This is a genomic window from Pseudooceanicola endophyticus (assembly GCF_018760365.1).
In the GTDB taxonomy this organism is placed as follows: Bacteria; Pseudomonadota; Alphaproteobacteria; order Rhodobacterales; family Rhodobacteraceae; genus Pseudooceanicola; species Pseudooceanicola endophyticus.
This window is the reverse complement of the sequence record NZ_JAHIAB010000005.1, coordinates 252,587-274,573: the sequence shown is the minus strand read 5'-3', so window position 1 is coordinate 274,573 and position 21,987 is coordinate 252,587. Positions and strand designations below refer to the sequence as shown.

General features: G+C 66.6%; 19 protein-coding genes. 10 read left to right on the top strand and 9 right to left on the bottom strand.

Features of this window, described 5'->3' with window-relative positions:
- Window positions 1–38 precede the first annotated feature (38 nt).
- The 4 genes from gap (KM176_RS11300) to KM176_RS11285 all read left to right on the top strand — a co-directional run bounded on the left by gap (KM176_RS11300) (window position 39) and on the right by KM176_RS11285 (window position 3,477).
- Window positions 39–1,043, top strand: a complete 1,005-nt coding sequence (gene gap / locus KM176_RS11300) for a type I glyceraldehyde-3-phosphate dehydrogenase (RefSeq protein ID WP_160896776.1) — start codon at window positions 39–41, stop codon at window positions 1,041–1,043.
- 221 nt (window positions 1,044–1,264) lie between these two features.
- Window positions 1,265–2,269 (top strand): type I glyceraldehyde-3-phosphate dehydrogenase, encoded by a 1,005-nt coding sequence (gene gap, locus KM176_RS11295; RefSeq protein WP_160896777.1) that lies wholly within the window; start codon window positions 1,265–1,267, stop codon window positions 2,267–2,269.
- Window positions 2,270–2,363: 94 nt separating this feature from the next.
- Complete coding sequence (locus KM176_RS11290; RefSeq protein WP_160896778.1) at window positions 2,364–2,507, top strand: hypothetical protein; 144 nt, start codon at window positions 2,364–2,366, stop codon at window positions 2,505–2,507.
- Window positions 2,508–2,538: 31 nt separating this feature from the next.
- Window positions 2,539–3,477, top strand: coding sequence for an alpha/beta fold hydrolase (locus KM176_RS11285; RefSeq protein ID WP_160896779.1), 939 nt, complete (start codon window positions 2,539–2,541; stop codon window positions 3,475–3,477).
- Window positions 3,478–3,492: 15 nt separating this feature from the next.
- Here the strand turns inward: KM176_RS11285 and coaD are convergent, their stop codons facing one another.
- The 3 genes from coaD to KM176_RS11270 all read right to left on the bottom strand — a co-directional run bounded on the left by coaD (window position 3,493) and on the right by KM176_RS11270 (window position 5,704).
- On the bottom strand, window positions 3,493–3,990 hold the full coding sequence (coaD, locus tag KM176_RS11280; protein ID WP_160896780.1) for a pantetheine-phosphate adenylyltransferase: 498 nt from the start codon (window positions 3,988–3,990) through the stop codon (window positions 3,493–3,495).
- 322 nt (window positions 3,991–4,312) lie between these two features.
- Window positions 4,313–4,747, bottom strand: coding sequence for a CBS domain-containing protein (locus tag KM176_RS11275; RefSeq protein WP_160896781.1), 435 nt, complete (start codon window positions 4,745–4,747; stop codon window positions 4,313–4,315).
- A 63-nt stretch (window positions 4,748–4,810) separates the two neighbouring features.
- Entirely contained in the window at window positions 4,811–5,704 is an 894-nt protein-coding gene (locus tag KM176_RS11270; protein WP_160896782.1) for a LysR family transcriptional regulator, read from the bottom strand.
- A 93-nt stretch (window positions 5,705–5,797) separates the two neighbouring features.
- On the opposite strand from KM176_RS11270, the gene KM176_RS11265 reads away from it, so the two are divergent.
- The 4 genes from KM176_RS11265 to KM176_RS11250 all read left to right on the top strand — a co-directional run bounded on the left by KM176_RS11265 (window position 5,798) and on the right by KM176_RS11250 (window position 8,886).
- Window positions 5,798–7,297 (top strand): CoA-acylating methylmalonate-semialdehyde dehydrogenase, encoded by a 1,500-nt coding sequence (locus tag KM176_RS11265; RefSeq protein WP_160896783.1) that lies wholly within the window; start codon window positions 5,798–5,800, stop codon window positions 7,295–7,297.
- Window positions 7,298–7,568: 271 nt separating this feature from the next.
- Window positions 7,569–7,994 carry a hypothetical protein gene (locus KM176_RS11260; protein ID WP_160896784.1) on the top strand — a complete coding sequence of 142 codons (426 nt, stop codon included), beginning with the start codon at window positions 7,569–7,571 and terminating at the stop codon, window positions 7,992–7,994.
- 122 nt (window positions 7,995–8,116) lie between these two features.
- Complete coding sequence (locus KM176_RS11255) at window positions 8,117–8,494, top strand: excinuclease ABC subunit A (protein WP_160896785.1); 378 nt, start codon at window positions 8,117–8,119, stop codon at window positions 8,492–8,494.
- A 62-nt stretch (window positions 8,495–8,556) separates the two neighbouring features.
- Complete coding sequence (locus tag KM176_RS11250) at window positions 8,557–8,886, top strand: hypothetical protein (protein ID WP_160896786.1); 330 nt, start codon at window positions 8,557–8,559, stop codon at window positions 8,884–8,886.
- Window positions 8,887–8,901: 15 nt separating this feature from the next.
- Here KM176_RS11250 and uvrA read toward each other — a convergent pair whose 3' ends face one another.
- From uvrA to KM176_RS11220, 6 genes are all read right to left on the bottom strand, one after another.
- Complete coding sequence (uvrA, locus tag KM176_RS11245; RefSeq protein ID WP_160896787.1) at window positions 8,902–11,760, bottom strand: excinuclease ABC subunit UvrA; 2,859 nt, start codon at window positions 11,758–11,760, stop codon at window positions 8,902–8,904.
- A 273-nt stretch (window positions 11,761–12,033) separates the two neighbouring features.
- Window positions 12,034–13,428, bottom strand: a complete 1,395-nt coding sequence (lpdA, locus tag KM176_RS11240) for a dihydrolipoyl dehydrogenase (protein WP_160896788.1) — start codon at window positions 13,426–13,428, stop codon at window positions 12,034–12,036.
- A 296-nt stretch (window positions 13,429–13,724) separates the two neighbouring features.
- Window positions 13,725–14,303, bottom strand: coding sequence for a DUF924 family protein (locus KM176_RS11235; protein WP_160896789.1), 579 nt, complete (start codon window positions 14,301–14,303; stop codon window positions 13,725–13,727).
- Between the two features lie 90 nt (window positions 14,304–14,393).
- Window positions 14,394–15,674 carry an MFS transporter gene (locus KM176_RS11230; RefSeq protein WP_160896790.1) on the bottom strand — a complete coding sequence of 427 codons (1,281 nt, stop codon included), beginning with the start codon at window positions 15,672–15,674 and terminating at the stop codon, window positions 14,394–14,396.
- A 91-nt stretch (window positions 15,675–15,765) separates the two neighbouring features.
- On the bottom strand, window positions 15,766–16,812 hold the full coding sequence (gene queA / locus KM176_RS11225; protein ID WP_160896791.1) for a tRNA preQ1(34) S-adenosylmethionine ribosyltransferase-isomerase QueA: 1,047 nt from the start codon (window positions 16,810–16,812) through the stop codon (window positions 15,766–15,768).
- Between the two features lie 60 nt (window positions 16,813–16,872).
- Window positions 16,873–20,211, bottom strand: coding sequence for an AsmA-like C-terminal region-containing protein (locus KM176_RS11220; RefSeq protein WP_160896792.1), 3,339 nt, complete (start codon window positions 20,209–20,211; stop codon window positions 16,873–16,875).
- Window positions 20,212–20,432: 221 nt separating this feature from the next.
- Between KM176_RS11220 and KM176_RS11215 the strand changes: the two genes are divergently transcribed.
- Window positions 20,433–20,894, top strand: coding sequence for a peroxiredoxin (locus tag KM176_RS11215; RefSeq protein ID WP_160896793.1), 462 nt, complete (start codon window positions 20,433–20,435; stop codon window positions 20,892–20,894).
- Between the two features lie 104 nt (window positions 20,895–20,998).
- The gene (locus KM176_RS11210) at window positions 20,999–21,826 is read left to right on the top strand and encodes a ferritin-like domain-containing protein (protein ID WP_160896794.1); all 828 of its coding nucleotides are present in this window, start codon (window positions 20,999–21,001) and stop codon (window positions 21,824–21,826) included.
- The last annotated feature ends 161 nt before the right edge of the window (window positions 21,827–21,987 follow it).

Genomic DNA, 21,987 nt, shown 5'->3' with positions numbered 1-21,987 from the left:
TATCTAACCGACAGGTTCGTTAGCAGGAGACACGGGACATGACGGTCACTCTGGCAATCAACGGTTTCGGCCGCATCGGTCGCTGCACGCTTGCGCATATCGCCGAGGCGGCGCGCAACGACGTGCAGGTCGTCAAGATCAACGCCACCGGCCCGATCGAGACCAATGCCCACCTGCTGAAATACGACAGCGTGCACGGCCGCTTCGGCAACGAGGTGAAGATCGCCGGCAACACGATGGATATCGGTCGCGGCCCGATGGAGGTCTTCTCGACCTACAACCCCGACGAGCTGGACTGGGAGGGCATCGACGTCGTGCTGGAATGCACCGGCGTGTTCAACGACGGCAACAAGGCCAAGGTCCACATGGAGCGCGGCGCCAAGTCGGTCCTGATCTCTGCCCCCGCCAAGAACGTCCAGAAGACCATCGTCTACGGCGTCAACCACCGCGACCTGGTGGAAGGCGACACGATGATCTCGAACGGGTCCTGCACCACGAACTGCCTGGCGCCGCTTGCGAAGGTCCTCAACGATGCCATCGGCATCGAGAGCGGGATCATGACCACCATCCACTCCTACACCGGCGACCAGCCCACCCTGGACCGTCGTCACAAGGATCTTTACCGCGCCCGCGCCGCCGCCATGAGCCAGGTGCCGACCTCGACCGGGGCCGCAAAGGCTCTGGGGCTGGTGCTGCCGGAACTGGCCGGCAAGCTGGACGGTTCGGCGATCCGCGTGCCGACCCCGAACGTCTCCTGCGTCGACCTGACCTTCATGGCCGGCAAGGACGTCACCGTGGACGACGTGAACGAGGTCGTGCGCGAAGCCGCCGCCGGTCACATGGGTCATGTGCTGGGCTACGATCCCGAGCCCAAGGTCTCGATCGACTTCACCCATACCGAGCAATCCTCGATCTTCGCGCCCGACCAGACCAAGGTCATGGGCAAGCGCCTGGTCCGCGTGCTGGCCTGGTACGACAACGAATGGGGCTTCTCCTGCCGCATGGCGGATGTCGCTGCCGCCCTCGGCCGCCTTCAGAAATAAGATCCCGGCCCGTCAGCGGGCCGCCCCCCGACGAACCAACCTGCCCCGGAGCGTGCCCCGCACCTCCGGGGTTTTCACGTTTCACCCGATCCCGGGTCGGAGACGGGACGAGACACTGGACAAACTGTTAGCGCTAGCGGTATCAAGTGGTCAAATTTCCGGGCCACCGGAAGGGACTGCAACTGCAAGCGCACCGCGGGCGCGGTGCCGGGAGGATCACCATGGCTACCACTGTCGCGATCAACGGATTCGGACGCATCGGGCGCAACGTGCTGCGCGCCATCGCCGAGAGCGGGCGCACCGATGTCGAGGTCGTCGCCGTCAACGACCTGGCCCCGGTGGACACCAATGCCCACCTGTTCCGCTACGACAGCGTGCATGGCCGCTTCGCCGGAGAGGTCACCACCGGCGAGGACTGGATGGATGTCGGCACCGGCAACAAGATCAAGGTCACCGCGATCCGCAACCCCGAGGAACTGCCCTGGGGCGACGTGGACATCGCGCTGGAATGCACCGGCCTCTTCGTCAAGCGAGAGGCCGCCGCGCGTCACCTTGCCAATGGCTCCAAGCGCGTGCTGGTTTCCGCCCCCTGCTCCGAGGCCGATGCAACCGCCGTCTTCGGCGTCAACCACCTGAGCCTCAAGCCCGAGCATACCGTCGTCTCGAACGCCTCCTGCACGACCAACTGCCTCAGCCCCGTTGCCAAGGTGCTGAACGACCTGGTGGGCATCAAGACCGGCTTCATGACCACGATCCACTCCTACACCGGGGACCAGCCGACGCTGGACCGCACCCACAAGGACCTTTACCGCGCCCGCGCCGCGGCCATGTCGATGATCCCGACCTCGACCGGGGCCGCCAAGGCCGTGGGCCTGGTGCTGCCCGAGCTGAAGGGCAAGCTGGACGGCGTGGCGATCCGGGTGCCAACGCCCAATGTCTCCTGCGTGGACCTGACCTTCACCGCCGCGCGCGAAACCACCGCCGAAGAGATCAACGCCGCCATCATCGCCGCCGCCGACGGCCCGCTGAAGGGCATCCTGGGCTATACCGCAGAGCCCCTGGTTTCGGTCGACCTGAACCATGATGCCCACAGCTCCACCCTGGCGCTGGACCAGACCAAGGTTCTGGACGGAACCATGGTGCGGATCCTCAGCTGGTACGACAACGAATGGGGCTTCTCCAACCGCATGGCCGACATGGCCGCGCACATGGGATCCCTGATCTAAAGATACAGGTTCGTTTCCAAATAATCGGGGGCCGTTCAGGAGTTGTTCTTGAACGGCCCCTTATGCTTTGGCAGGATCGCGGTGGAGGGCATGGATGTCGAACAGGCTGGCACTGGTGCTGGGAAGCGGCAACGCCGCCTTCCTGGTCTGGGATCATCTGGCCCGGGAGGGCACCACCACGCTGTTTCTTCTGCGCAAGGGCGTGGATTTCATCACGTGGATCGCCTTCTGGCACTGAGGGGCCTGGCACGAAGGGAGACCGGGGCAGCATGAACGTCATTGAGATCGCGGGGATCGTCGCCGTCCTCTGCCTCGCGGCCCTGGGTCTCTACAGCCTGCTTTGGAAGCGCCGGGCAGAGGCGCTGGTGCCGCCACGCGGCCAGTTCACGACCCTGTCGACGGGCCGGCTGCATTATGTCGAGCGCGGCACCGGACCGGCAATCCTGATGCTGCACGGGCTGGGCGGCCAGCTGGGCAACTTCGACCTCGGGCTGATCGATGCGCTGGCCCGCGATCACCGGGTCATCGTGCCGGACCGCCCCGGCATGGGCTGGTCCGAACGGCCCCGCAAGGATCCCGCCGCCCCCGCCGACAATGCCGCCCGGATGCTGGAGCTGATGGAGGTCCTCGGGCTGGAAAAACCGCTGGTGGTGGGCCATTCGCTGGGCGGGGCGATCGCCCTGGCCATGGCCGCCGCCGCGCCGGAGCGGTTGCGGGGCCTGGCGCTGCTGTCGCCGCTGACCACGCCGGGTCAGCCGCCCTCTCCGATGTTCGAGCCGCTCGATATCCGCAGCGACCTGCTGCGCCGGCTCTACAGCTGGACACTGGCCACCCCGGGGGCGCTGCGCGCCACGCCGCAGATCCTGGCCGCGCTCTACGGTCCCGAGGCCCCGCCCGCCGAGGCGGCCCTGCGCGGCGGCGCGCTGCTGGGGCTGCGCCCGGGGCATTTCTATCACACCAGCCGGGAATACCGGGCCTCGACCACCGGGCTGACGGAGATCGCCGAGGCCAGCCGCCGCCTGACCCTGCCCGCCGGCATCCTGTTCGGCACCGGCGACCTGATCCTGGAAGCCCGGGTGCATGGCACGGCCTTCTGCGCCGAACGGCCCGGGATCACGCTGCAGATGGTGCCGGGCGGGCACATGCTGCCGATGACCCAGCCCGAGACCTGCGCCGCCTTCATCCGCGGCATCGGCGCGGCGGCCTGAGGGCGGCGCCCGCTCTCAGCGCTTGTCCAGCTTGGCGCGCAGCCGTTCGGCCACCGATTGGGTGACAAAATTCGACACCTCGCCGTCCAGCCGGGCAATTTCCTTCACCAGCTTGGAGGCAATGGCCTGATGATGGGTATCGGCCATCAGGAAAACCGTCTCGATCGAACTGTCGAGCATCCGGTTCATCCCGACCATCTGGAATTCGTATTCGAAATCCGTGACCGCCCGCAGCCCGCGCACGATGATCGAGGCACCGACATCATGGGCGCAGTGGATCAGCAGGTTCTCGAACGGATGGGCGACGATCTCGATCCCCATTTCCTCCGAGAGACGGGCGCATTCGGCCTCGATCATCTCGACCCGCTCCTCGAGCGAGAACAGGGGCCCCTTGTCGCGGTTGATCGCGACACCGATCACCAGCCGGTCCACCAGGGCCGAGGCCCGCCGGATGATGTCCAGGTGGCCAAGCGTGATCGGATCGAAAGTGCCGGGGTAAAGACCGATGCGCATGGGGGCCTCCTCGGGTTGCGTCCGGGCGGAAGCAACAATATCGCGCAAGGGTTTGCAACCCCCGGACGCCCGATTGCGGGCATTCGCCCCACCCTTTTGGCCGGGCGGCGCCCCGGCGGAAGGCGGATGGAAACCGCCCCGACCGGCGAAGAACATTGGATGCGTCTTCATGATGCCGGTCGAGGCGCCGGACGGGACGGTCCCGCATCCATCTCAGATGGCTCCCCAGCGTGAAATGACCGTCCCTCCCCTCCGGAAGCCACATCCGGTCACGGCTTCCGAACCTCGGGCCCGAGACCCGGACCCGTCAATGGCGAGGGCCCTAGTAGCCCATGATCATGCCTTCCAGCGCATCCTTCTCCATTGCCAGCTGGTCCAGCCGCGCCTTCACCGCGTCGCCGATGGTGACGATGCCCACCAGCTCTCCGTCCTCGGTGATCGGCATGTGGCGGAAACGCCCCTCCGTCATCCGGCTCAGCACTTCCAGCACCGGCATGTCCGGCGTGCCGCATTGCGGCGTGCGCGTCATCAGCGCCTCTGCCGGCAGATCCAGGATCGCCGCCCCGCGCGAGGCCAGGCCCCGCACCAGGTCACGCTCCGACAGGATCCCGTCGGCATGTTTTCCGGTATAGCTGATGACGACACCGCCGATACGATGCGCCTTCAGCAACTCCGCGACCTCGCGGATCGGCGTGTCCGGTGTCACCGTGATGACCCGCGCCTCCCCCTTGGCCTTGAGTATCTGCTGCACAAGCATCCGATTCCTCCCTCAAGATCTCCAGTCCTCCACCCTCAGCGTCGGTGACGGACCCCTGATCTGTCAAGGGATGGCTTCACGGCGCTGGATCTCTCCGCGCAGCCGGTCCGACAGCAGGGTGGCAAAACGGTTCATCCGCTCCAGCCGCGTGTCGTCGGCATGGCGCACCAGATAGAAGCTGCGCCGGAGCGAGATCCGCTCGGGCAGGACGCGCACCAGATCCGGCTGATGCGGCAGGGAAAAATCGTGGATGATGCCAACCCCCGCACCGGCGGCGATCCAGTTGAACTGCACCGAGACAGAGTTCGAAGCCAGCGGCACGCGCTCTGCGCCGACCTCTCCCAGGTAGTCCAGTTCCTTGTCGAAGATCATGTCGGGGATATAGCCCACGAGGCGATGATGTCGCAGGTCCATCAGCTCGCGGATCGGCGGGGTCCGGGCCAGGTAGTCCCGCGTCGCCGCCAGATGCAGGTGGTAATCCGAGATCTTCTTGACCATCAGCCGCCCCGCCGTCGGGGCCGAGACGGTGATCGCCACGTCGGCCTCGCGCTTGGTCAGGTTGAACAGCCGCGGCAGCGCGACGATCTGGATCTCAAGCTCGGGGTTCTCCTCCGAGATCGAGGCGCAGACCTGCGGCAGCAGGAAGTTCGCCACCCCGTCCGGCGCGCCGATGCGGATCTGCCCCGACAGGCCCGCCGCGCCCTGCCCGGCCACCTCGGCCTCGCCGGCGGCCAGCGCCGCCTCGGCGCGCGTCGCGTGGCCCATCAGCCGCTGGCCCGCCTCGGTCAGCGCATAGCCCTGCGGAGACTTGGCAAACAGCGCCGCACCCATGCTTTCTTCCAGCCGCGCGATGCGCCGACCCACCGTCGCCGGGTCGATGCGCAGCTGCCGGGCCGCCGCCGACAGGCTTTCCAGCCGGCCCACGGACAGGAAACATCTCAGGTCATCCCAGTTCATCTTGCATCCCTGCAAAGCCTATTTGTGGAATTTCCTGTTTATCGGGCAAATTTGCAAGGTTACAGTCTCTCCAAGTCCAAAGGAGGGTTTCCCATGCAGGAACTGACGCATTTCATCAACGGCCAGCACGTCAAGGGCACGTCCGGCAAGTTCACCGATGTCTCGAACCCCGCGACCGGCGAAGTCATCGCCAAGGTGCCGCTGGCCTCGGTCGAGGAAGTCGAAGCCGCCATCGCCGCCGCCGCCGAAGCGCAGGTCAAGTGGGCCGCCACCAACCCGCAGCGTCGCGCCCGCGTGATGATGAAGTTCGGCGCCCTGATCAACGAGCACATGGAAGAGCTGGCCGAGCTGATCTCGAAAGAGCACGGCAAGACCATCCCCGACGCCAAGGGCGACGTCCAGCGCGGTCTGGAAGTGGTCGAGGTCTGCATGGGCGCCCCGCACATGATGAAGGGCGAGTTCATGGACAACGGCGGTCCGGGCATCGACCTTTATTCGATGCGTCAGCCGCTGGGCGTCGTGGCCGGCATCACGCCGTTCAACTTCCCCGCCATGATCCCGCTCTGGAAGATGGCCCCCGCCATCGTCTGCGGCAACGCCATGGTGCTGAAACCCTCCGAGCGCACCCCCTCCTGCGCCCTGCGTCTGGCAGAGCTGCTGCAGGAAGCCGGCCTGCCCGACGGCGTGCTGCAGGTCGTCAACGGCGACAAGCTGGCCGTGGACACGCTGCTTGACAGCGAAACCATCCAGGCCGTCGGCTTTGTCGGCTCGACCCCGATCGCGCAGTACATCTACGGTCGTGCCGCCACCAACGGCAAGCGCGCCCAGTGCTTCGGCGGTGCCAAGAACCACATGATCATCATGCCCGATGCGGACATGGACAAGGCCGCAGATGCGCTGGTCGGTGCGGGCTTCGGCGCTGCCGGCGAACGCTGCATGGCGATCTCGGTCGCGGTGCCGGTCGGCAAGAAGACCGCCGACACGCTGATCGAAAAGCTGATCCCGCGCATCGAGAAGCTGAAGGTCGGCCCCTACACCGCCGGCGACGATGTCGACTACGGCCCCGTCATCACCAAGGCGGCTCAGGACAAGATCAAGGGTCTGATCACCTCGGGTGTGGACCAGGGCGCAACGCTGGTGCGTGACGGCCGCGACTTCACCCTGCAGGGCTATGAGGAAGGCTTCTTCGTCGGCCCGACGCTGTTCGACAACGTCACCCCCGACATGGACATCTACCAGCAGGAGATCTTCGGCCCGGTCCTGAGCCAGGTGCGCGCCGAGACCTATGAGGAAGCCCTCAAGCTGACGATGGACAACCAGTACGGCAACGGCACGGCGATCTACACCGCCGATGGCGACGTCGCCCGCGACTTCGCCTCCCGCGTCAACGTCGGCATGGTCGGCATCAACTTCCCGATCCCGGTGCCGCTGTCCTACTTCACCTTCGGCGGCTGGAAGAAATCGGCTTTCGGCGACCTGAACCAGTACGGCCCCGACGCCTTCCGCTTCTACACCCGCACCAAGACCGTCACCTCGCGCTGGTTCTCTGGCATCAAGGACGGCGGCGAATTCAACTTCAAGGCCATGGACTGATCCTTCAGGGATCCGTCGCAACATCGCGAAAGGCGGCCCCCCGGGGTCGCCTTTTTGCGTGCGGGGCCCACGCTTTTCTTGATCCCTCAGAGGTTCAGAGAAAGACGTGCTGCCGCGACGTCAAAAATAGCCTATCCAGTTCAGTCACTTGCGAATTTTCCCGCCATTTATCTCCAGTCCCGGGTGTGCAGAAAATTTTTGGAACGGAATCTACGGCCCCGTGCGTTCTATACCTGAACACAGCAAGAGACACCTTCCTGGAGGAAACGACATGACCATCAATCGCACCCGCCGCCCGCTGAGCGCCGCCCTGATCGCCTCCATGGTTCTGGGTCTGGCCGCCGTCCCCGGCATCGCCTCTGCCCAGGGGCATGACGGCCCGGGCAACTGCGCCCCCGGCCAGAACTGCGCCGGCCCGAAGAAATCGGATGACCACGGCAACCAGAAGGGCCATGCGCCGCAAAAACATGACGAGCGCCGCGCCGAGGCCCCCAAGGGCCATCAGGACAACGGGCGGGGTCCGGGCCGCGACCTGCCGCGCGTCGATGCCTCGAAATACAAGAAGCTGCCGCCGCTGCCGAAGGGCGAAAGCTACCGTCGCGACGGCGACCGCATCGTGAAGGTCAACGACAACTCGGGCGAGATCATCGCGGCCATCGGCCTGTTCGCTGCCCTGACGGCACTGGCCAGCCACTGATTGCCAGCCCCGCAGGCTGACGAAAACTTGAACCGCCCCGGAACCTTCCGGGGCGTTTCTTCGTTTTATCGGCAAGAAACAGCCGCCAGGACCCACACCGGTCCCAGCCCGGAGAAAGACAGATGACCCGCAAGATCGCGTTCGCCCTGCCCCTCGCACTGGCCGCCCTGCTGCCCCTCGCTGCCACGGCCAACACTCCCGAATCCGCTTTCCAGGCCGAACTTCTGAAGGTCGGCGCCCAGGGCTGCCCGCCCGGGCTGGCGAAGAAATCGCCCTCCTGCGTGCCGCCGGGGCTGGCCAAGAAGATGGCGCCCTATGCCGTCGGAGACCGCCTGGATCCGCGCCGCGACGGCATCTACCTGCTGCGCGACCCCTCGGTCTACGGGCTGGACCGTCACCGCACCTATTACCGCGTCGGCGACCACCGCATCGCGCTGGTCGACAACGACACGATGAAGATCCTGCGCCTGATCGACGCGGTGAACGACGTCCTGAACTGATCCAGACGGCCCGGGTGGAAACGCCCGGGCCTTTTTCAAACCGCCAGCCGAAGGAAGACCCCATGACACGCCTGTCACTGGGCCTGGTTCTTGCAGCCAGCGCCAGCCTGCTCTCTGCCCCCGTCGTCGCGCAGGACGCCCCCCTGGTCTCGATCAACACCGGTCCGGCACGGTTGACCGGCCCGAAGATCATCCAGGGCGTCGCGCCCGGCGATGTGCTGCCGATGAACTACATGGTGCTGCTGGGCACCGAGCGGCGCGGCCTCCCCGCACCCGCGAACGGCTGGGTATATTTCGATGTCGACGGCCAGGTGGTGAAGGCCGATCTTGCCACCCGCGAGGTCATCGGGAAGGTGATGCTCGAGGATGGCAAGACGATGATGATCCGCTGACCCCTTGGGGCCGGATCACTCGGCGGCGACGCGACCCGCCTTCAGCATGTCGACCAGGTAGCGGCCCGTGTGGCTGGCCGCGACCTTGGCGACCTCCTCGGGCGTGCCCTCGGCCACCACCTGACCACCGCCATCACCGCCCTCGGGGCCGATGTCGATGATCCAGTCGGCGGTCTTGATGACATCGAGGTTGTGTTCGATCACCACCACGGTGTTGCCCTGCTCGACCAGTTCATGCAGCACTTCAAGAAGCTTCCGCACATCCTCGAAATGCAGGCCCGTCGTCGGCTCGTCGAGGATATAGAGCGTCCGCCCGGTCGAGCGCCGCGCCAGTTCCTTCGACAGCTTCACCCGCTGCGCCTCGCCGCCCGAAAGCGTCGTCGCCTGCTGGCCGACCTTGATATAGCCCAGCCCCACCTGCATCAGCGCATCCATCTTCTCGCGGATGGAGGGCACGGCCTGGAAGAAGTCCTGCGCCTCTTCCACCGTCATATCAAGGACATCGGCGATGGACTTGCCCTTGAACTTCACCTCCAGCGTCTCGCGGTTGTAGCGTTTGCCCTTGCAGGTCTCGCATTCCACGTAAACGTCGGAAAGGAAGTGCATCTCGATCTTGATGACACCATCGCCCTGACAGGCCTCGCAGCGACCACCCTTGATGTTGAAGCTGAAGCGCCCGGGCTTGTAGCCCCGCGCCTTGGATTCCGGCAGCCCCGCGAACCAGTCACGGATCGGGGTGAAGGCCCCGGTATAGGTCGCCGGGTTCGACCGCGGCGTGCGCCCGATCGGACGCTGGTCGATGTCGATCACCTTGTCGAGGTGCTCCAGCCCCTTGATCGTCTCGCAGGGGGCGGGCGTCTGGCGGGCGCCGTTCAGCCGCATGGAGGCGGTCTTGAACAGCGTCTCGATGGTCAGGGTGGACTTGCCACCGCCCGACACGCCGCTGACGCAGACGAACTTGCCCAGCGGGAAATCGACGCTGATGTCGCGCAGGTTGTTGCCGCTGGCCTTCTCGATCCGCACCACCTTGCCGTTGCCGGCCCGCCGGGTCTGGGGCACTTCGATGGCACGCTTGCCCGAAAGATACTGCCCGGTCAGGCTGGCGCTGTCGGCCGCGATCTCCTCGGGCGTGCCCTTGGCGACGACATTGCCACCGTGCACCCCGGCGCCGGGACCGATGTCGAAGACGTAATCCGCCTCGCGGATCGCCTCCTCGTCATGTTCCACCACCAGGACCGAGTTGCCCTGATCGCGCAGGTTCTTCAGCGTGGTCAGCAGCCGCCCGTTGTCGCGCTGGTGCAGCCCGATGGAGGGTTCATCCAGAACATAAAGAACCCCCGTCAAACCCGAGCCGATCTGGCTGGCCAGACGGATCCGCTGGCTTTCGCCGCCACTTAGCGTACCACTTGAACGGGCGAGCGTAAGGTATTCAAGACCCACGTTATTCAGGAATCCAAGGCGCTCCCGGATCTCCTTGACGATGGTCCGCGCGATGGTCGCTTTCTGGGTCGAAAGCTGCTCCATCACGGTGTCGATCCAGGCGTAGCTCTCGCGGATCGACATGGCCGTGACCTCGCCGATATGCAGATGCGCGATCTTCACCGCCAGCGCCTCGGGCTTCAGGCGGTAGCCCTCGCAATGGCCGCAGGGACGGTTGTTCTGGTAGTTCTCGAACTCCTCGCGCACCCAGTTGCTGTCGGTCTCGCGATAGCGGCGCTCCATGTTGGGGATGACGCCTTCGAAGGTGCGGGTGACGTTGTAGATCCGCCCGCCCTCGTCATAGCGGAACGGGATTTCCTCGGTGCCGGAGCCATACAGGAAGACCTTCTGCACCTTCTTCGGCAGGTCCTTCCAGCGGGTGTCGGGATCGAAACCGTAATGGCGGCCAAGCGCCTCGATGGTCTGCAGGAAATAGGGGCTCTTGCCCTTGCGCCAGGGCGCCAGCGCGCCGTCGGCGATCTTCAGCTGGGCATCGGGCACCACCAGACGCTCATCGAAGAACAGCTCCATCCCCAGCCCGTCGCAATGCGGGCAGGCGCCGTCCGGCGCGTTGAAGGAAAATAGCCGCGGCTCGATCTCGGGAATGGAAAACCCGCTGACCGGGCAGGAGAATTTCTCGGAGAAGGTGGTGCGCTCGGGATCGCCCTCCTTCGGCGCGGTCTCCAGCACGGCGATGCCGTCGGCCAGATCCAGCGCGGTGCGGAAACTGTCGGCCAGCCGCGTCTCCATCCCGGCGCGCACGACGATCCGGTCGACCACCACGTCGATATTGTGGCGGAACTTCTTGTCGAGGCTCGGTACGGCGTCGACCTCGTAGAACTCTCCGTCCACCTTGATGCGCTGGAAGCCCTGCTTCTGAAGCTCCTGGAATTCCTTGCGGTATTCGCCCTTGCGGTCGCGCACGATGGGGGCCAGCAGGTAGGCACGCGTGCCCTCCTCCATGCCCATCACCCGGTCCACCATGTCCTGCACCTGCTGCGCCTCGATGGGCAGGCCGGTCGCCGGGCTGTAGGGCGTGCCGGAACGCGCGAAGAGCAGGCGCAGGTAATCGTAGATCTCGGTCACCGTGCCGACGGTCGAGCGCGGGTTCTTCGAGGTGGTCTTCTGCTCGATGGAAATCGCCGGAGACAGGCCGCTGATGTGATCCACATCGGGCTTTTCCATCATGTCGAGGAACTGGCGCGCATAGGCCGACAGGCTTTCGACATAGCGCCGCTGCCCCTCGGCATAGATCGTGTCGAAGGCGAGGCTCGACTTGCCGGACCCCGAGAGGCCGGTGATCACGACGAACTGGTCGCGCGGGATCTCCACGTCGATCCCCTTGAGGTTATGTTCGCGCGCGCCGCGCACCTCGATAAACTTCTGCTCAGCCATGACGCACCTCTGGGAGAAACCACTCCGCGAAGACATAGAGGAGCCATCGGCGCCGTCCAAGCGGAATGAGAGAACATTACGGAAACATTAACACCAGTGCGGAGGAATGCCCAGAGGCAACCGCCACGCCGGCCCGGAAGGAGGCATCCATGGTGCCCCTGACCGGTGCCGCCTGCAAGGGCGCCCCTGAAGCACCCGGGCCGCGGGCGCCCCCCCCTCGGATGCAAAAAGGGCGCCCCGCAGGACGCCCCTTCGCTTCAGCCTGCGCCGCGATCAGATGTGGATCGCGCGGCCATAGGCGTTCAGCACGGATTCGTGCAGCATCTCCGACAGGGTCGGGTGCGGGAAGACGGTGTTCATCAGGTCTTCCTCGGTGGTTTCCAGCTGGCGGCCCACCACATAGCCCTGGATCAGTTCGGTCACCTCGGCGCCGACCATGTGCGCACCCAGCAGTTCGCCCGTCTCGGCATCGAAGACGGTCTTGACCAGCCCTTCGGGTTCGCCCAGGGCCACGGCCTTGCCATTGCCGATGAAGGGGAACTTGCCGACCTTGACCTTGTAGCCGGCTTCCTTGGCCTTCGCCTCGGTCATGCCGACGGAAGCCACCTGCGGATGGCAGTAGGTGCAGCCCGCGATGGAGCCCGGCTTGATCGGATGGGCATGCAGACCGGCGGCATGTTCGGCGACCATGACGCCCTCGTGGCTGGCCTTGTGCGCCAGCCAGGGCGCGCCGGCGATATCGCCGATGGCATAGAGCCCTTCAATCCCGGTGCGGCAGAATTCGTCCACCACCACATGGGTGCGGTCGACCGTCACGCCCAGCTCTTCCAGGCCCAGGCCTTCGACATTGCCGACGATGCCGACCGCGGAAATCACGGTGTCGAACTCGGCCGTGGTGACCTTGCCGTCATGCTCCAGATGCGCCGTGACCTTGCCCTTGGCGCGGTCCAGCTTCTTGACCATGGTCTTTTCCAGGATCTTCATGCCCTGCTTCTCGAACTGCTTCTTGGCGAAGGCCGAGATCTCGGCATCTTCCACCGGCAGCACGCGGTCCATCACCTCGACCACCGTCGTGTCGGCGCCCAGCGTGTTGTAGAAGTTGGCAAATTCGATGCCGATCGCGCCGGATCCGATGACCAGCAGCTTCTTCGGCATCCGCACCGGCTTCAGCGCATGGCGGTAGGTCCAGACCAGATCGCCATCGGCCTCAAGCCCCGGCAGTTCCCGCGCCCGCGCGCCGGTCGCCAGCACGATGGTCTTGGCGGTCAGCTCCTCGGTGCCCTTGTCGGTCTTCACCGCCACCTTGCCCTTCGCAGCCAGAGAGGCGGTGCCCATGATCACCTCGACCTTGTTCTTCTTCAGAAGGTGCTTCACGCCGCCTTCCATCTGCTTGGCCACCCCGCGCGAACGGTTGACCACGGCATCCAGATCAAAGCCGATCTTCTCGGCGCTCAGGCCGTAATCCTTGGCGCGCTCCATGAAATGGAAGATCTCGGACGAGCGCAGCAGCGCCTTGGTCGGAATGCAGCCCCAGTTCAGGCAGATCCCGCCCAGGTGCTCACGCTCGACCACGGCCACCTTGAGGCCAAGCTGGGCCGCACGAATCGCAGCCACGTAGCCGCCGGGACCGGCCCCGATGACGATGAAATCGAAAGACTTGGCAGACATATGCCCCTCCGCCGGACGCTGAATTGCAAGTTAGTTTGACGTTAAACTACTTTTCGGAAGGCTTCAACAAAAGCAATCGGCCTGCCGCGCGATGTCGCGGTCGCCCCGCCGCTCCCCCTCCGGCCGCAGTTCCGTCTCCGATCCGCAGCATGCCCGCTCGCTGCGCCATTGTAAAACGGCGAAGGCCGGCGCCCTGCGGCCCCGGCCCCTCATTTTCTTGTCCCAAGTACCTCGGGGGTGAACCGGGCCGCGGGCCCGGGAGGGGGCAGCGCCCCCTGCTCACCCCTGCCGCCGGATCACTCCGCCGGGGTCAGCTTGCGCACGGTGGCGCCATAGCCGCCGTCGGCCATGTAGCGCTGCTCGGGCGCGCTGGCGCGTCGCGCCAGCGCCTCGTTGCGGTAGGGGAAGCGACCGAAGCGGCGGATCACCTCGCGATGGGCCTTGGCATGCAGCATGTTCGGCGCCCCGTGCTCCGGCATCCGCTCGGCCATCAGGCGCACGCAGCGGTCCTGATCGCAGAGGTTTTCCGAATGCATCAGCGGCAGGTAGAAGAACTGCCGTGCGGGCTCGTCGATGCGCATGTCCCACCCCTGGGAGATCGACATCTTCGCCGCCGCCAGCGCCACGCGGTCGCTGTCGAAGGCGCGGCCCTGGCCGCGGAACATGTTGCGCGGGAACTGGTCCATCAGGATGATGTAGGCCAGCGCGCCACTGGGGTAGGTCAGCCAGAGGCCGTAGGCCCCGTCGCAGGCATGTTCCCATGCCGATGCAAACCTGTCGCGGATCTCCTGGTCGAGCGCCTCGCTCGACTGGTACCAGCCGGCAGGCCCCACGTCATCCAGCCAGAACTTCAGCAGTTCGTCGGGGGCAATCATGGCGGTCTCCTCTCTGAAGCCAATGCGCCTGTCTCCCAGCCTGCCAGAGGTTGGGGATTGAGGGAATGATGGTGTCGCTAACGTCATGCGTTACCTGGTCGTTACATCCTGAGTGTCATCATTTGTCGCATCTTCGACACTGTCCTGTGCCCATTCCTGCGCCGCTTCCACGGCCACGGGGGTGGAGGACATCAGGATCGGGGCGAAGGGCCCGGTCTCGTCGACCGGCACCGCGGCCTTGCGACGGGTCATCCGGTAGATGGCGTAGAGAGCCATCAGGAACAGCAGTGCGGCGATGAAGGTGAAGAAGCCGCCCGAGCCGGTGGCGGTCATCACCCAGCCGGTGACCAGCGGCCCGCCGATGGACCCCAGCCCGTTGACGAAGAGCATCCCCGAGCTGCCGGCGGCCATCTGCTCGCTGTCCAGATAGTCGTTCAGATAGGCCAGCAGCAGCGAATAGAGCGGGTTGGTCATGCCGCCGACGATCAGCGCCGAGATCAGCAGCGCCACGTAGCTGCCGCCGAACATCAGCCCCAGCAGGGCCCCGGCCCCGCCGATGGCGGATTCCAGCGCGATCAGCACCCGCCGGTCCACCCGGTCAGACAGCCAGCCCAGCGGATAAAGCGTGATCACCGCGCCGACATAGAACATGGAGATGAAGAGCGAGATCTGCGGCAGGGTCAGCCCGGCCTTGGCCCCGAAGACCGCCGCCATGCCGAACTGCGCCGAATAGGCGCCCCCGATCAGGAAGACCCCGACGATGGAGAGCGGCGAGGCGCGGTAAAGCGCCACCAGCGACATTGGCTTGGTACTGGCAAAGGCCGGTGTCGGCGACACCGACAGCAGGATCGGCGCGAAGGAGATCGAGACCAGCACCGAGGGCACGATGAACAGCACGAAGCCCGCCGGATCGCCCAGCAGCAGGATGCCCTGCGCCGCCATGATGCCGATCACCTGCACGAACATGTAAAGCGCCAGCGCCTGGCCGCGGGTTTCGTTGGTGGCGGAGTTGTTCAGCCAGCTTTCCGCGGTCACGTAGACGCCCGAGAAGCAGAAGCCGATGATCATCCGCTCGACCGTCCAGGCCCAGGGCGCGGTATAGGCCGGATACAGGATCAGCACCGCCGAGATGAAGCTGGCCAGCGCGGCGAAGACCCGCACATGGCCGACCCGGCGGATCATCTCGGGGGCCAGCCGCGAACCGCCCAGGAAGCCGGCGAAATAGGCCGACATCACCAGCGACATCTGGAAGGTCGAAAAGCCCTCGATCTCGCCGCGCACGCCCAGCAGCGTGCCTTGAAGGCCGTTGCCCAGCATGAGCAGCATCAGGCCCAGAAGAAGGGCCCAGGAGGTTCCGAGAACCTGCATCATCCGCGTGTCTCCCGCTTTCTGCAATTCAGGTCAGAATTTGGTGTCAGATAGCGCGCGCGGCGCCGGTTTCTTCCTGCCTCTCATGTCCCGCTCAGGGGATCAACAGGGACGCATCTCCGTAGGAGAAAAAGCGGTAATCATGCTGAATGGCATGGGCATAGACCTGCCGGATGCGCTCGGGCCCAAGCAGCGCGCTGACCAGCATCATCAGCGTCGATTTCGGCAGGTGGAAATTGGTCATCAGCGCGTCGGTCACGCGGAACGCGAAGCCCGGATAGATGAAGATATCCGTCTCGCCCTGCCAGGGGGCGATGGCGCCGGTCGCGCGCGCGGCGCTCTCGATCAGGCGCAGCGCGGTGGTGCCCACCGGGATCACCCGGCCACCGGCAGCCTTGGTGGCCGCGATCTCGGCCGCGGCCTCCTCGCTGACCCGGCCCCATTCGGCATGCATCTTGTGGGTCGTCACGTCCTCGACCTTGACGGGCAGGAAGGTGCCCGCGCCGACGTGCAGCGTCACCTTGGTGAAGGTAACGCCCATCTCTTCCAGCCGCGCCAGCAGTTCTTCGTCGAAATGCAGCGAGGCGGTGGGGGCGGCGACGGCGCCGGTATTCTCGGCCCAGACGGTCTGGTAATCCTGCTTGTCCTGCGCATCGGGGGCGCGCAGCGCGGCGATATAGGGGGGCAGCGGCATGTTGCCAGCCTCGGCCAGGGCGGCGTCGAAATCGCCCACCGCCTCGAAGCGCAGCAGGCCCTGCCCGTCTTCCTTCGCCTCAAGCGTCGCCCAGAGCCGGTCCGAGAAGCGGATGACCTCGCCTTCCTTCACCTTCTTCAGCGGCTTCAGCAGCGCCGCCCAGCAACCCTCGGCGCGCGGTTCCAGCAGCGTGACCTCGATATGCGCCTCGGTCTCGCCCTGGGCAGAGGACCGGGCCCGGGTGCCCGACAGCCGCGCCGGGATCACCTTGGTGTCGTTCAGCACCAGACGGTCGCCCGGGCGCAGGAAATCGCCCAGATCGCGCACGATGGCGTCGCTCAGCGTGTCGGGGGTCGCCACCAGCAGCTTGGCCGAGGAGCGCGGCTTTGCCGGTCGCGTCGCAATCAGCCCCTCGGGCAGGTCGAAATCGAAATCGGACAGCTGCATCGCCCGCTCCTTCCAGTTCAAGGCCCCGCCGCTACACCCCATGCCCGCAAGACGCAATGGTCACTCTTCGACACCTTTGCGTGTATCCGGGGTTGCCTGTTCCTGCGCCCCGCTGGCGGGGGCCGTGCCGGGAGCGGGGGCCGTGCTGGGAGCGGGCTTGCGGAAAATCTCGCGCAGGAAGCCCGGCATCAGCAGCGACAGCGGGTTCACCTTCAGCTTCGGATTGTCCGAGGTGCCCCCCAGCGTGAAGGTCACTCCCATCAGCCCCTCGCCCTTGCGGGTCAGCACGCTGCCCACCCCGTTGATCAGGTAGAGCGGAGAGAACACCCCCTGCATGTCGAGCACCTTGCTGTCCATCCCGAAGGTGCCATCCAGAGAGATCCCCATGGAGGCCCCGGTGGCGCTGGCACTGCGCAGGGTCAGCAGGTCGGGGGTCAGGCGGAAATCGGCATCCACCTCGCCGAAATGCAGGCCCTGCCCGGCCATCTGCTCGAACAGGCCGACGACCGAGACCGCACTCAGCAGGTCGGCCAGCACCGGCGCATCCATGACCGAAATGTCGCGCACCTGCGCACGACCATCGTAGCTGCCCTTCGGCCCCAGCGGCTCCAGCGTCAGGCCCAGGGTGCCGCCCTTCGCCTTGCGGAAGATCCCCGCCGCCGCCAGCACGCCGCCGGCATCCTGCGACTGCAGCGCGACCCGCGTCCCCTTGGCCACCGTCGTCATCTGACCGGTGATTACCGGTCCGCCATTCAGCTTGCCGCTGAACGGGCCGCCCAGGCCGCCGTTGTCGGCGAATTCGCCCCGGAAGCCGGTCAGCTTCAGCGTCGGGCTGATGCGCACCTCGTCCAGCGCCACAGAGACCGGACCGTTGTCACCGCCGCCCTGCTTCTCGGGCAGCTTGGAAACATCGACCCAGCCGCCCTTCACCGCCACCCCCGGCGGCACGCCCTTGCCGCGCCCCACCAGATCGACCTTCGCATCCATCCAGTCGCCGGCCCGGATGCGATCAAACCGCGCCAGCTTCAGCCCGCCATCCGCGGCCAGCGAAATCGCCCCCTCGGCATCCAGCCCCGGGGCCTTCAGGGTCAGGCTGCGGATCTCGGCCGGAGTGGAGAGCGTGCCCGAAAGCGCCAGCGTGCCGGTGCTTGCCTCCGGCAGACGCCAGCCCAGGCTGTCAAGCCGCAGCCCCAGCCCCGCCAGATCCGAGGTCAGCGTGAATTCGGGCGCCGCGCCCTTGGGCAGGGTCACCTTCAGATCCGCCTGGGTCTGCCCGGACAGCGCATTGTCGGGCAGCGCCAGCCCGAAGGTCTGCGCCGCCTGCGGGCTGAGCGTCAGCCTGGCCTGCAACGTCGCCGGATCGGTCTCGGCGGCGGCGCCAAAGCCCATGTGGAAACGCCCGTCGAAGGGCACGCCATCGACATCGCCCTGCCCGCTCAGGCGCATGCCGGTCTTGTCGCCCTCTAGCCGCAACAGCGGTGCGGAAAGGTGCCGGTTCGCCACCAGATCGTCGCTTTGCACATCGCTCACATCGGCAGCGAAAGCGACCTTCAGCGCCTCCGGGTCCACCGGCTTTTCCATCGGCCAGGAGATCCGGGCGCGGGCGCGGATGTTGCCCTGCGCCAGGTCGGGGCTGCGCCCGGCCTTGCTGAGGAAATTCCAGGGATCGCTGTCAAGCGCCGCCAGCAGATCGGGCACCGCGCCGTTCACGTGCAGGTCAAGCTTCGCGGTGGCGGGCTTTTGGTGGATGTCGGGCACCGAGAACACGGTCCCCGCCACATCGAGCGCACCACCATCGGGCATGTGCACCTCTCCGGCGCTGGCGCGGATGGTGAAGCGGTTGTCCATCAGCGTCGCGGCGCCGCTGGCATGGACGGCGGGCGGCAGGTTCTGCAGCAGCCGCGCGGTCATCCCGGCAAAGCCGAAGGACAGGTAGACATCGGGCGCCGCCCCCTCATGGGCGCGCAGCGCGAATTGCAGGTCGTTCAGATCGGCGGCGCTGACATTCTGGCTGACCCAGTCGCGGGTCTTCTCGGCCATGCTGGCGGGCCAGTAGGTCAGCAGCGTGTCGGCACTCATGTCGCTGGCGCCCCCGGCGAGGCTCAGGTTCCAGCCGCCCGCATCGGTGCGCAGCTGACCCTGCAGGTGCAGGTTCTGCGCCCCGTCGCGCAGCGTCAGGCTGCCCAGCGTCAGGCGGAAGGGGTCCAGTTCCAGCTTCATGTCCAGCTCGGCACCGTCCAGCTTCAGCTTCTGCGGGAACAGCGCGCTCGGATTGGCTTCCAGCGCGGTCAGGCGCAGCTGGCCGACCATGGCCAGCGGCCCCCGGCCCAGATCGCTCAGCTGGGCCTTGCCCTCGGCGGTGGCGCGCAGCGCCGGGCTGTCGACCGAGAGATCCGAGAAGGTCAGCTGGCCGGCCTGCGGATCGTAGTCGAAATAGGCCGAAGCGGCGCTGAACGGAATCGGGCTGGCACTGTCTGAGGGGCGCAGCTCTCCGGCGCCGCTGCGCAGCGTCGCATGAAGCGGCCCAAGCCCGCCCTGGCTGTCCAGCGACATTCTGAGCGCCCCCGAAAGTGGCGCATCAAGCAGCCCCAGCCAGGCCAGCGCCGGGCTCTGGGTTGCCAGATCGCGCGACGGAGCGTCCTCGATGGTCAGCTGGAACTGCGCCGCCGGATTGTCGAGCGTGGTGACGTAGCTGGTCTGTACGGTGGTGGCATAGGAATGCGCCCCCAGCAGGGCGAAATTGCCCGCGAAGGTCAGGTTGCGGCCCCGCCGCTCCATCTCCAGCCGCCCGCCGTCGACCGTCCAGTGCCGCCCGGCGCGCAGGTCGTCATAGGTGACGGTCAGGTCTGTGGTCACAACGTCGCGCAACCGGTCGAGGCCATGCGACTGCAGGAGCGCCTTGAATTCCGCCATGGCGGCATTGGCCTCGCGGCCCGCCGCCTGAGGGCTGGGCGTGTCGCCCGGACGCTGCGAGAGCAGGTCGAAACTGCCGTCGGCCAGCCGCCGCAGCCGGATCCGCACCCCGGAAACCACGACCTGGCTGGGCTCTACCCGACCGCTCAGCAGCGGCCGGCGGGAGAAGCGGGCGCCGAGCCGGTCCACCGAGAGCTGCATCTTGCCGTCGGCAGCCGCCAGGTGCACGCCGCCGAGGCTGAGCCGGGGATGCCAGGAATGGCTGAAGGTCAGGGTCAGCCGGTCGAAGCCGATGGACAGGTCCGGCAGCTGGGCATCGAGGCGCGCCTCGATCCGGTCGCGCAGCCAGGGCGGGGCCTCGAAGCTGCGGTCGCGGGTCAGGAAGGCGCCGGCACCGCCCAGCACCGCCAGGAAGACCAGGAACAGGCAGAGCCGCAGCGCCGACATCAGGCAGGTCCGGCCAAGGCCGTGGCGGCGCCGGGGCATGCAGGATCCGGCCCCGGTCCCCCGGGGGCCCGCGCCGGACGCCTCGCTGTCCTGCCTCCGCGTGTTCTCGCGGCTGTGCTCGCTCTCGGCCATCCGGTCCCGTCGTACTTGCTGCCCCGGGCGGCGGCCTTGCGTTGCGGCAGCCCGGCCTCCCGAGGGTGCATTCTGTTACGAGGCTTCGTAAGATGGAAGACGGAGTTCCACATCGGAGACGCAAGATCATGCTGACTGAAGGCGACATCGCCCCGGATTTCACCCTGCCCGCGACCTCGGGCGGCACGCTGAGCCTGTCGGAGCTGCGGCCCGCACCGGTGGTCGTGTTCTTCTACCCCAAGGACGACACCCCCGGCTGCACCACGGAAAACAAGGATTTCACCGCGCTCGCCGCCCGGTTCGAGGCCGCCGGGGCGAAGGTTCTGGGCATCTCCAAGGACACGATCGCCAAGCACGGCAAGTTCCGCGACAAGCACGGGCTTGCGGTCGAGCTGCTTTCGGATGCCGAAGGTGACGTCTGCGAGAGCTGGGGCGTGTGGAAGGAAAAGAAGATGTACGGCAAGACCTTCATGGGGATCGAGCGTGCGACCTTCCTGATCGGCGCCGACGGTACGGTCGTGAAGGCCTGGCCCAAGGTCAAGGTCGCCGGCCATGCCGAAGAGGTTCTGGCGGTGGTCGAGGCCCTTTAAGGCGGGCGGGGGCCGGTGGCTGCCGGAGCCGGGGGGCTCTGCCCCCGCCGGCGCAGGGCGCCGGCCCCCCCGAGGTATTTGGAACAAGAAAAGGAAGATGGCGCATGGGCCCGAGTTTGAGCGAAATGGCCGTGGAGGTGCTGACCTGTGCCGACGGGCGCGAGAAGACGGCGCTGAGCCATGCCCATGCGGCGCGCTGGTTCGCCGCGCGCGCGGCCGGGGAGGAGATCGCCATCGGACGGGCCGCGCCGCCGCTGCGCCCCGCCCGCCCGGCCCTGCCCGAGCTGAAGGACCCGCGCGAGATGCCCAAGCGGCGCCCCGGCAGCCCGCACGGGCGCATCGCGCTGCTACACGCGGTCGCCCATATCGAGCTGAATGCCGTCGACCTGCACTGGGACATCATCGCGCGCTTCGCCCATGTACCGATGCCGATGGGCTTTTACGATGACTGGGTGAAGGCCGCCGACGAGGAGAGCAAGCATTTCAACCTGGTCTGCGACTGCCTGGAGAGCCTGGGCAGCTTCTACGGCGCCCTGCCCGCCCATGCCGGGATGTGGCGCGCCGCCGAGGACACGGTGGAGGATTTCTTCGGCCGCCTGGCCGTGGTGCCGATGGTGCTGGAGGCGCGCGGCCTCGACGTGACCCCGGGCATGATCGAGGTCTTCCGCAAGGCCGGCGAGGCGCAGGTGATCGCGGCGCTGGAGACCATCTATGCCGAGGAGGTGGGCCATGTCGCCTATGGCTCCAAGTGGTTCCATTTCCTCTGCGGGCGCGAGGGGCAGGATCCCAAGCCGCTGTTCCACGAGCTGGTGCGGCGCTATTTCCACGGCAAGCTGAAGCCGCCCTTCAACGAGGAAAAGCGCGCCGATGCCGGGCTGCCACCGGATTTCTACTGGCCGCTTGCCGAGGAGACGCCGGAGCGGGCGCGCTGAAAACGGGCGCTCCTGCCCGGTGCGGGGCAGCGTGGTGGCGGCAAACCGCGCATTTTCGCCGGGCTTCCGCGATCCGCCGCCGGTCGGGGGCGAAACTGTTGCCCCCTTGCATCGCGCTCGCTAACAGAACCGGGGGCGTGCCGGTGTGGGGACAGCGGGCG

Coding starts and splice junctions, on each gene's coding strand:
- gap (WP_160896776.1), top strand. CDS start 39: ATGACGGTCACTCTGGCAATCAACGGTTTCGGCCGCATCGGTCGCTGC.
- gap (WP_160896777.1), top strand. CDS start 1,265: ATGGCTACCACTGTCGCGATCAACGGATTCGGACGCATCGGGCGCAAC.
- KM176_RS11290 (WP_160896778.1), top strand. CDS start 2,364: ATGTCGAACAGGCTGGCACTGGTGCTGGGAAGCGGCAACGCCGCCTTC.
- KM176_RS11285 (WP_160896779.1), top strand. CDS start 2,539: ATGAACGTCATTGAGATCGCGGGGATCGTCGCCGTCCTCTGCCTCGCG.
- coaD (WP_160896780.1), bottom strand. CDS start 3,990: ATGCGCATCGGTCTTTACCCCGGCACTTTCGATCCGATCACGCTTGGC.
- KM176_RS11275 (WP_160896781.1), bottom strand. CDS start 4,747: ATGCTTGTGCAGCAGATACTCAAGGCCAAGGGGGAGGCGCGGGTCATC.
- KM176_RS11270 (WP_160896782.1), bottom strand. CDS start 5,704: ATGAACTGGGATGACCTGAGATGTTTCCTGTCCGTGGGCCGGCTGGAA.
- KM176_RS11265 (WP_160896783.1), top strand. CDS start 5,798: ATGCAGGAACTGACGCATTTCATCAACGGCCAGCACGTCAAGGGCACG.
- KM176_RS11260 (WP_160896784.1), top strand. CDS start 7,569: ATGACCATCAATCGCACCCGCCGCCCGCTGAGCGCCGCCCTGATCGCC.
- KM176_RS11255 (WP_160896785.1), top strand. CDS start 8,117: ATGACCCGCAAGATCGCGTTCGCCCTGCCCCTCGCACTGGCCGCCCTG.
- KM176_RS11250 (WP_160896786.1), top strand. CDS start 8,557: ATGACACGCCTGTCACTGGGCCTGGTTCTTGCAGCCAGCGCCAGCCTG.
- uvrA (WP_160896787.1), bottom strand. CDS start 11,760: ATGGCTGAGCAGAAGTTTATCGAGGTGCGCGGCGCGCGCGAACATAAC.
- lpdA (WP_160896788.1), bottom strand. CDS start 13,428: ATGTCTGCCAAGTCTTTCGATTTCATCGTCATCGGGGCCGGTCCCGGC.
- KM176_RS11235 (WP_160896789.1), bottom strand. CDS start 14,303: ATGATTGCCCCCGACGAACTGCTGAAGTTCTGGCTGGATGACGTGGGG.
- KM176_RS11230 (WP_160896790.1), bottom strand. CDS start 15,674: ATGATGCAGGTTCTCGGAACCTCCTGGGCCCTTCTTCTGGGCCTGATG.
- queA (WP_160896791.1), bottom strand. CDS start 16,812: ATGCAGCTGTCCGATTTCGATTTCGACCTGCCCGAGGGGCTGATTGCG.
- KM176_RS11220 (WP_160896792.1), bottom strand. CDS start 20,211: ATGCCCCGGCGCCGCCACGGCCTTGGCCGGACCTGCCTGATGTCGGCG.
- KM176_RS11215 (WP_160896793.1), top strand. CDS start 20,433: ATGCTGACTGAAGGCGACATCGCCCCGGATTTCACCCTGCCCGCGACC.
- KM176_RS11210 (WP_160896794.1), top strand. CDS start 20,999: ATGGGCCCGAGTTTGAGCGAAATGGCCGTGGAGGTGCTGACCTGTGCC.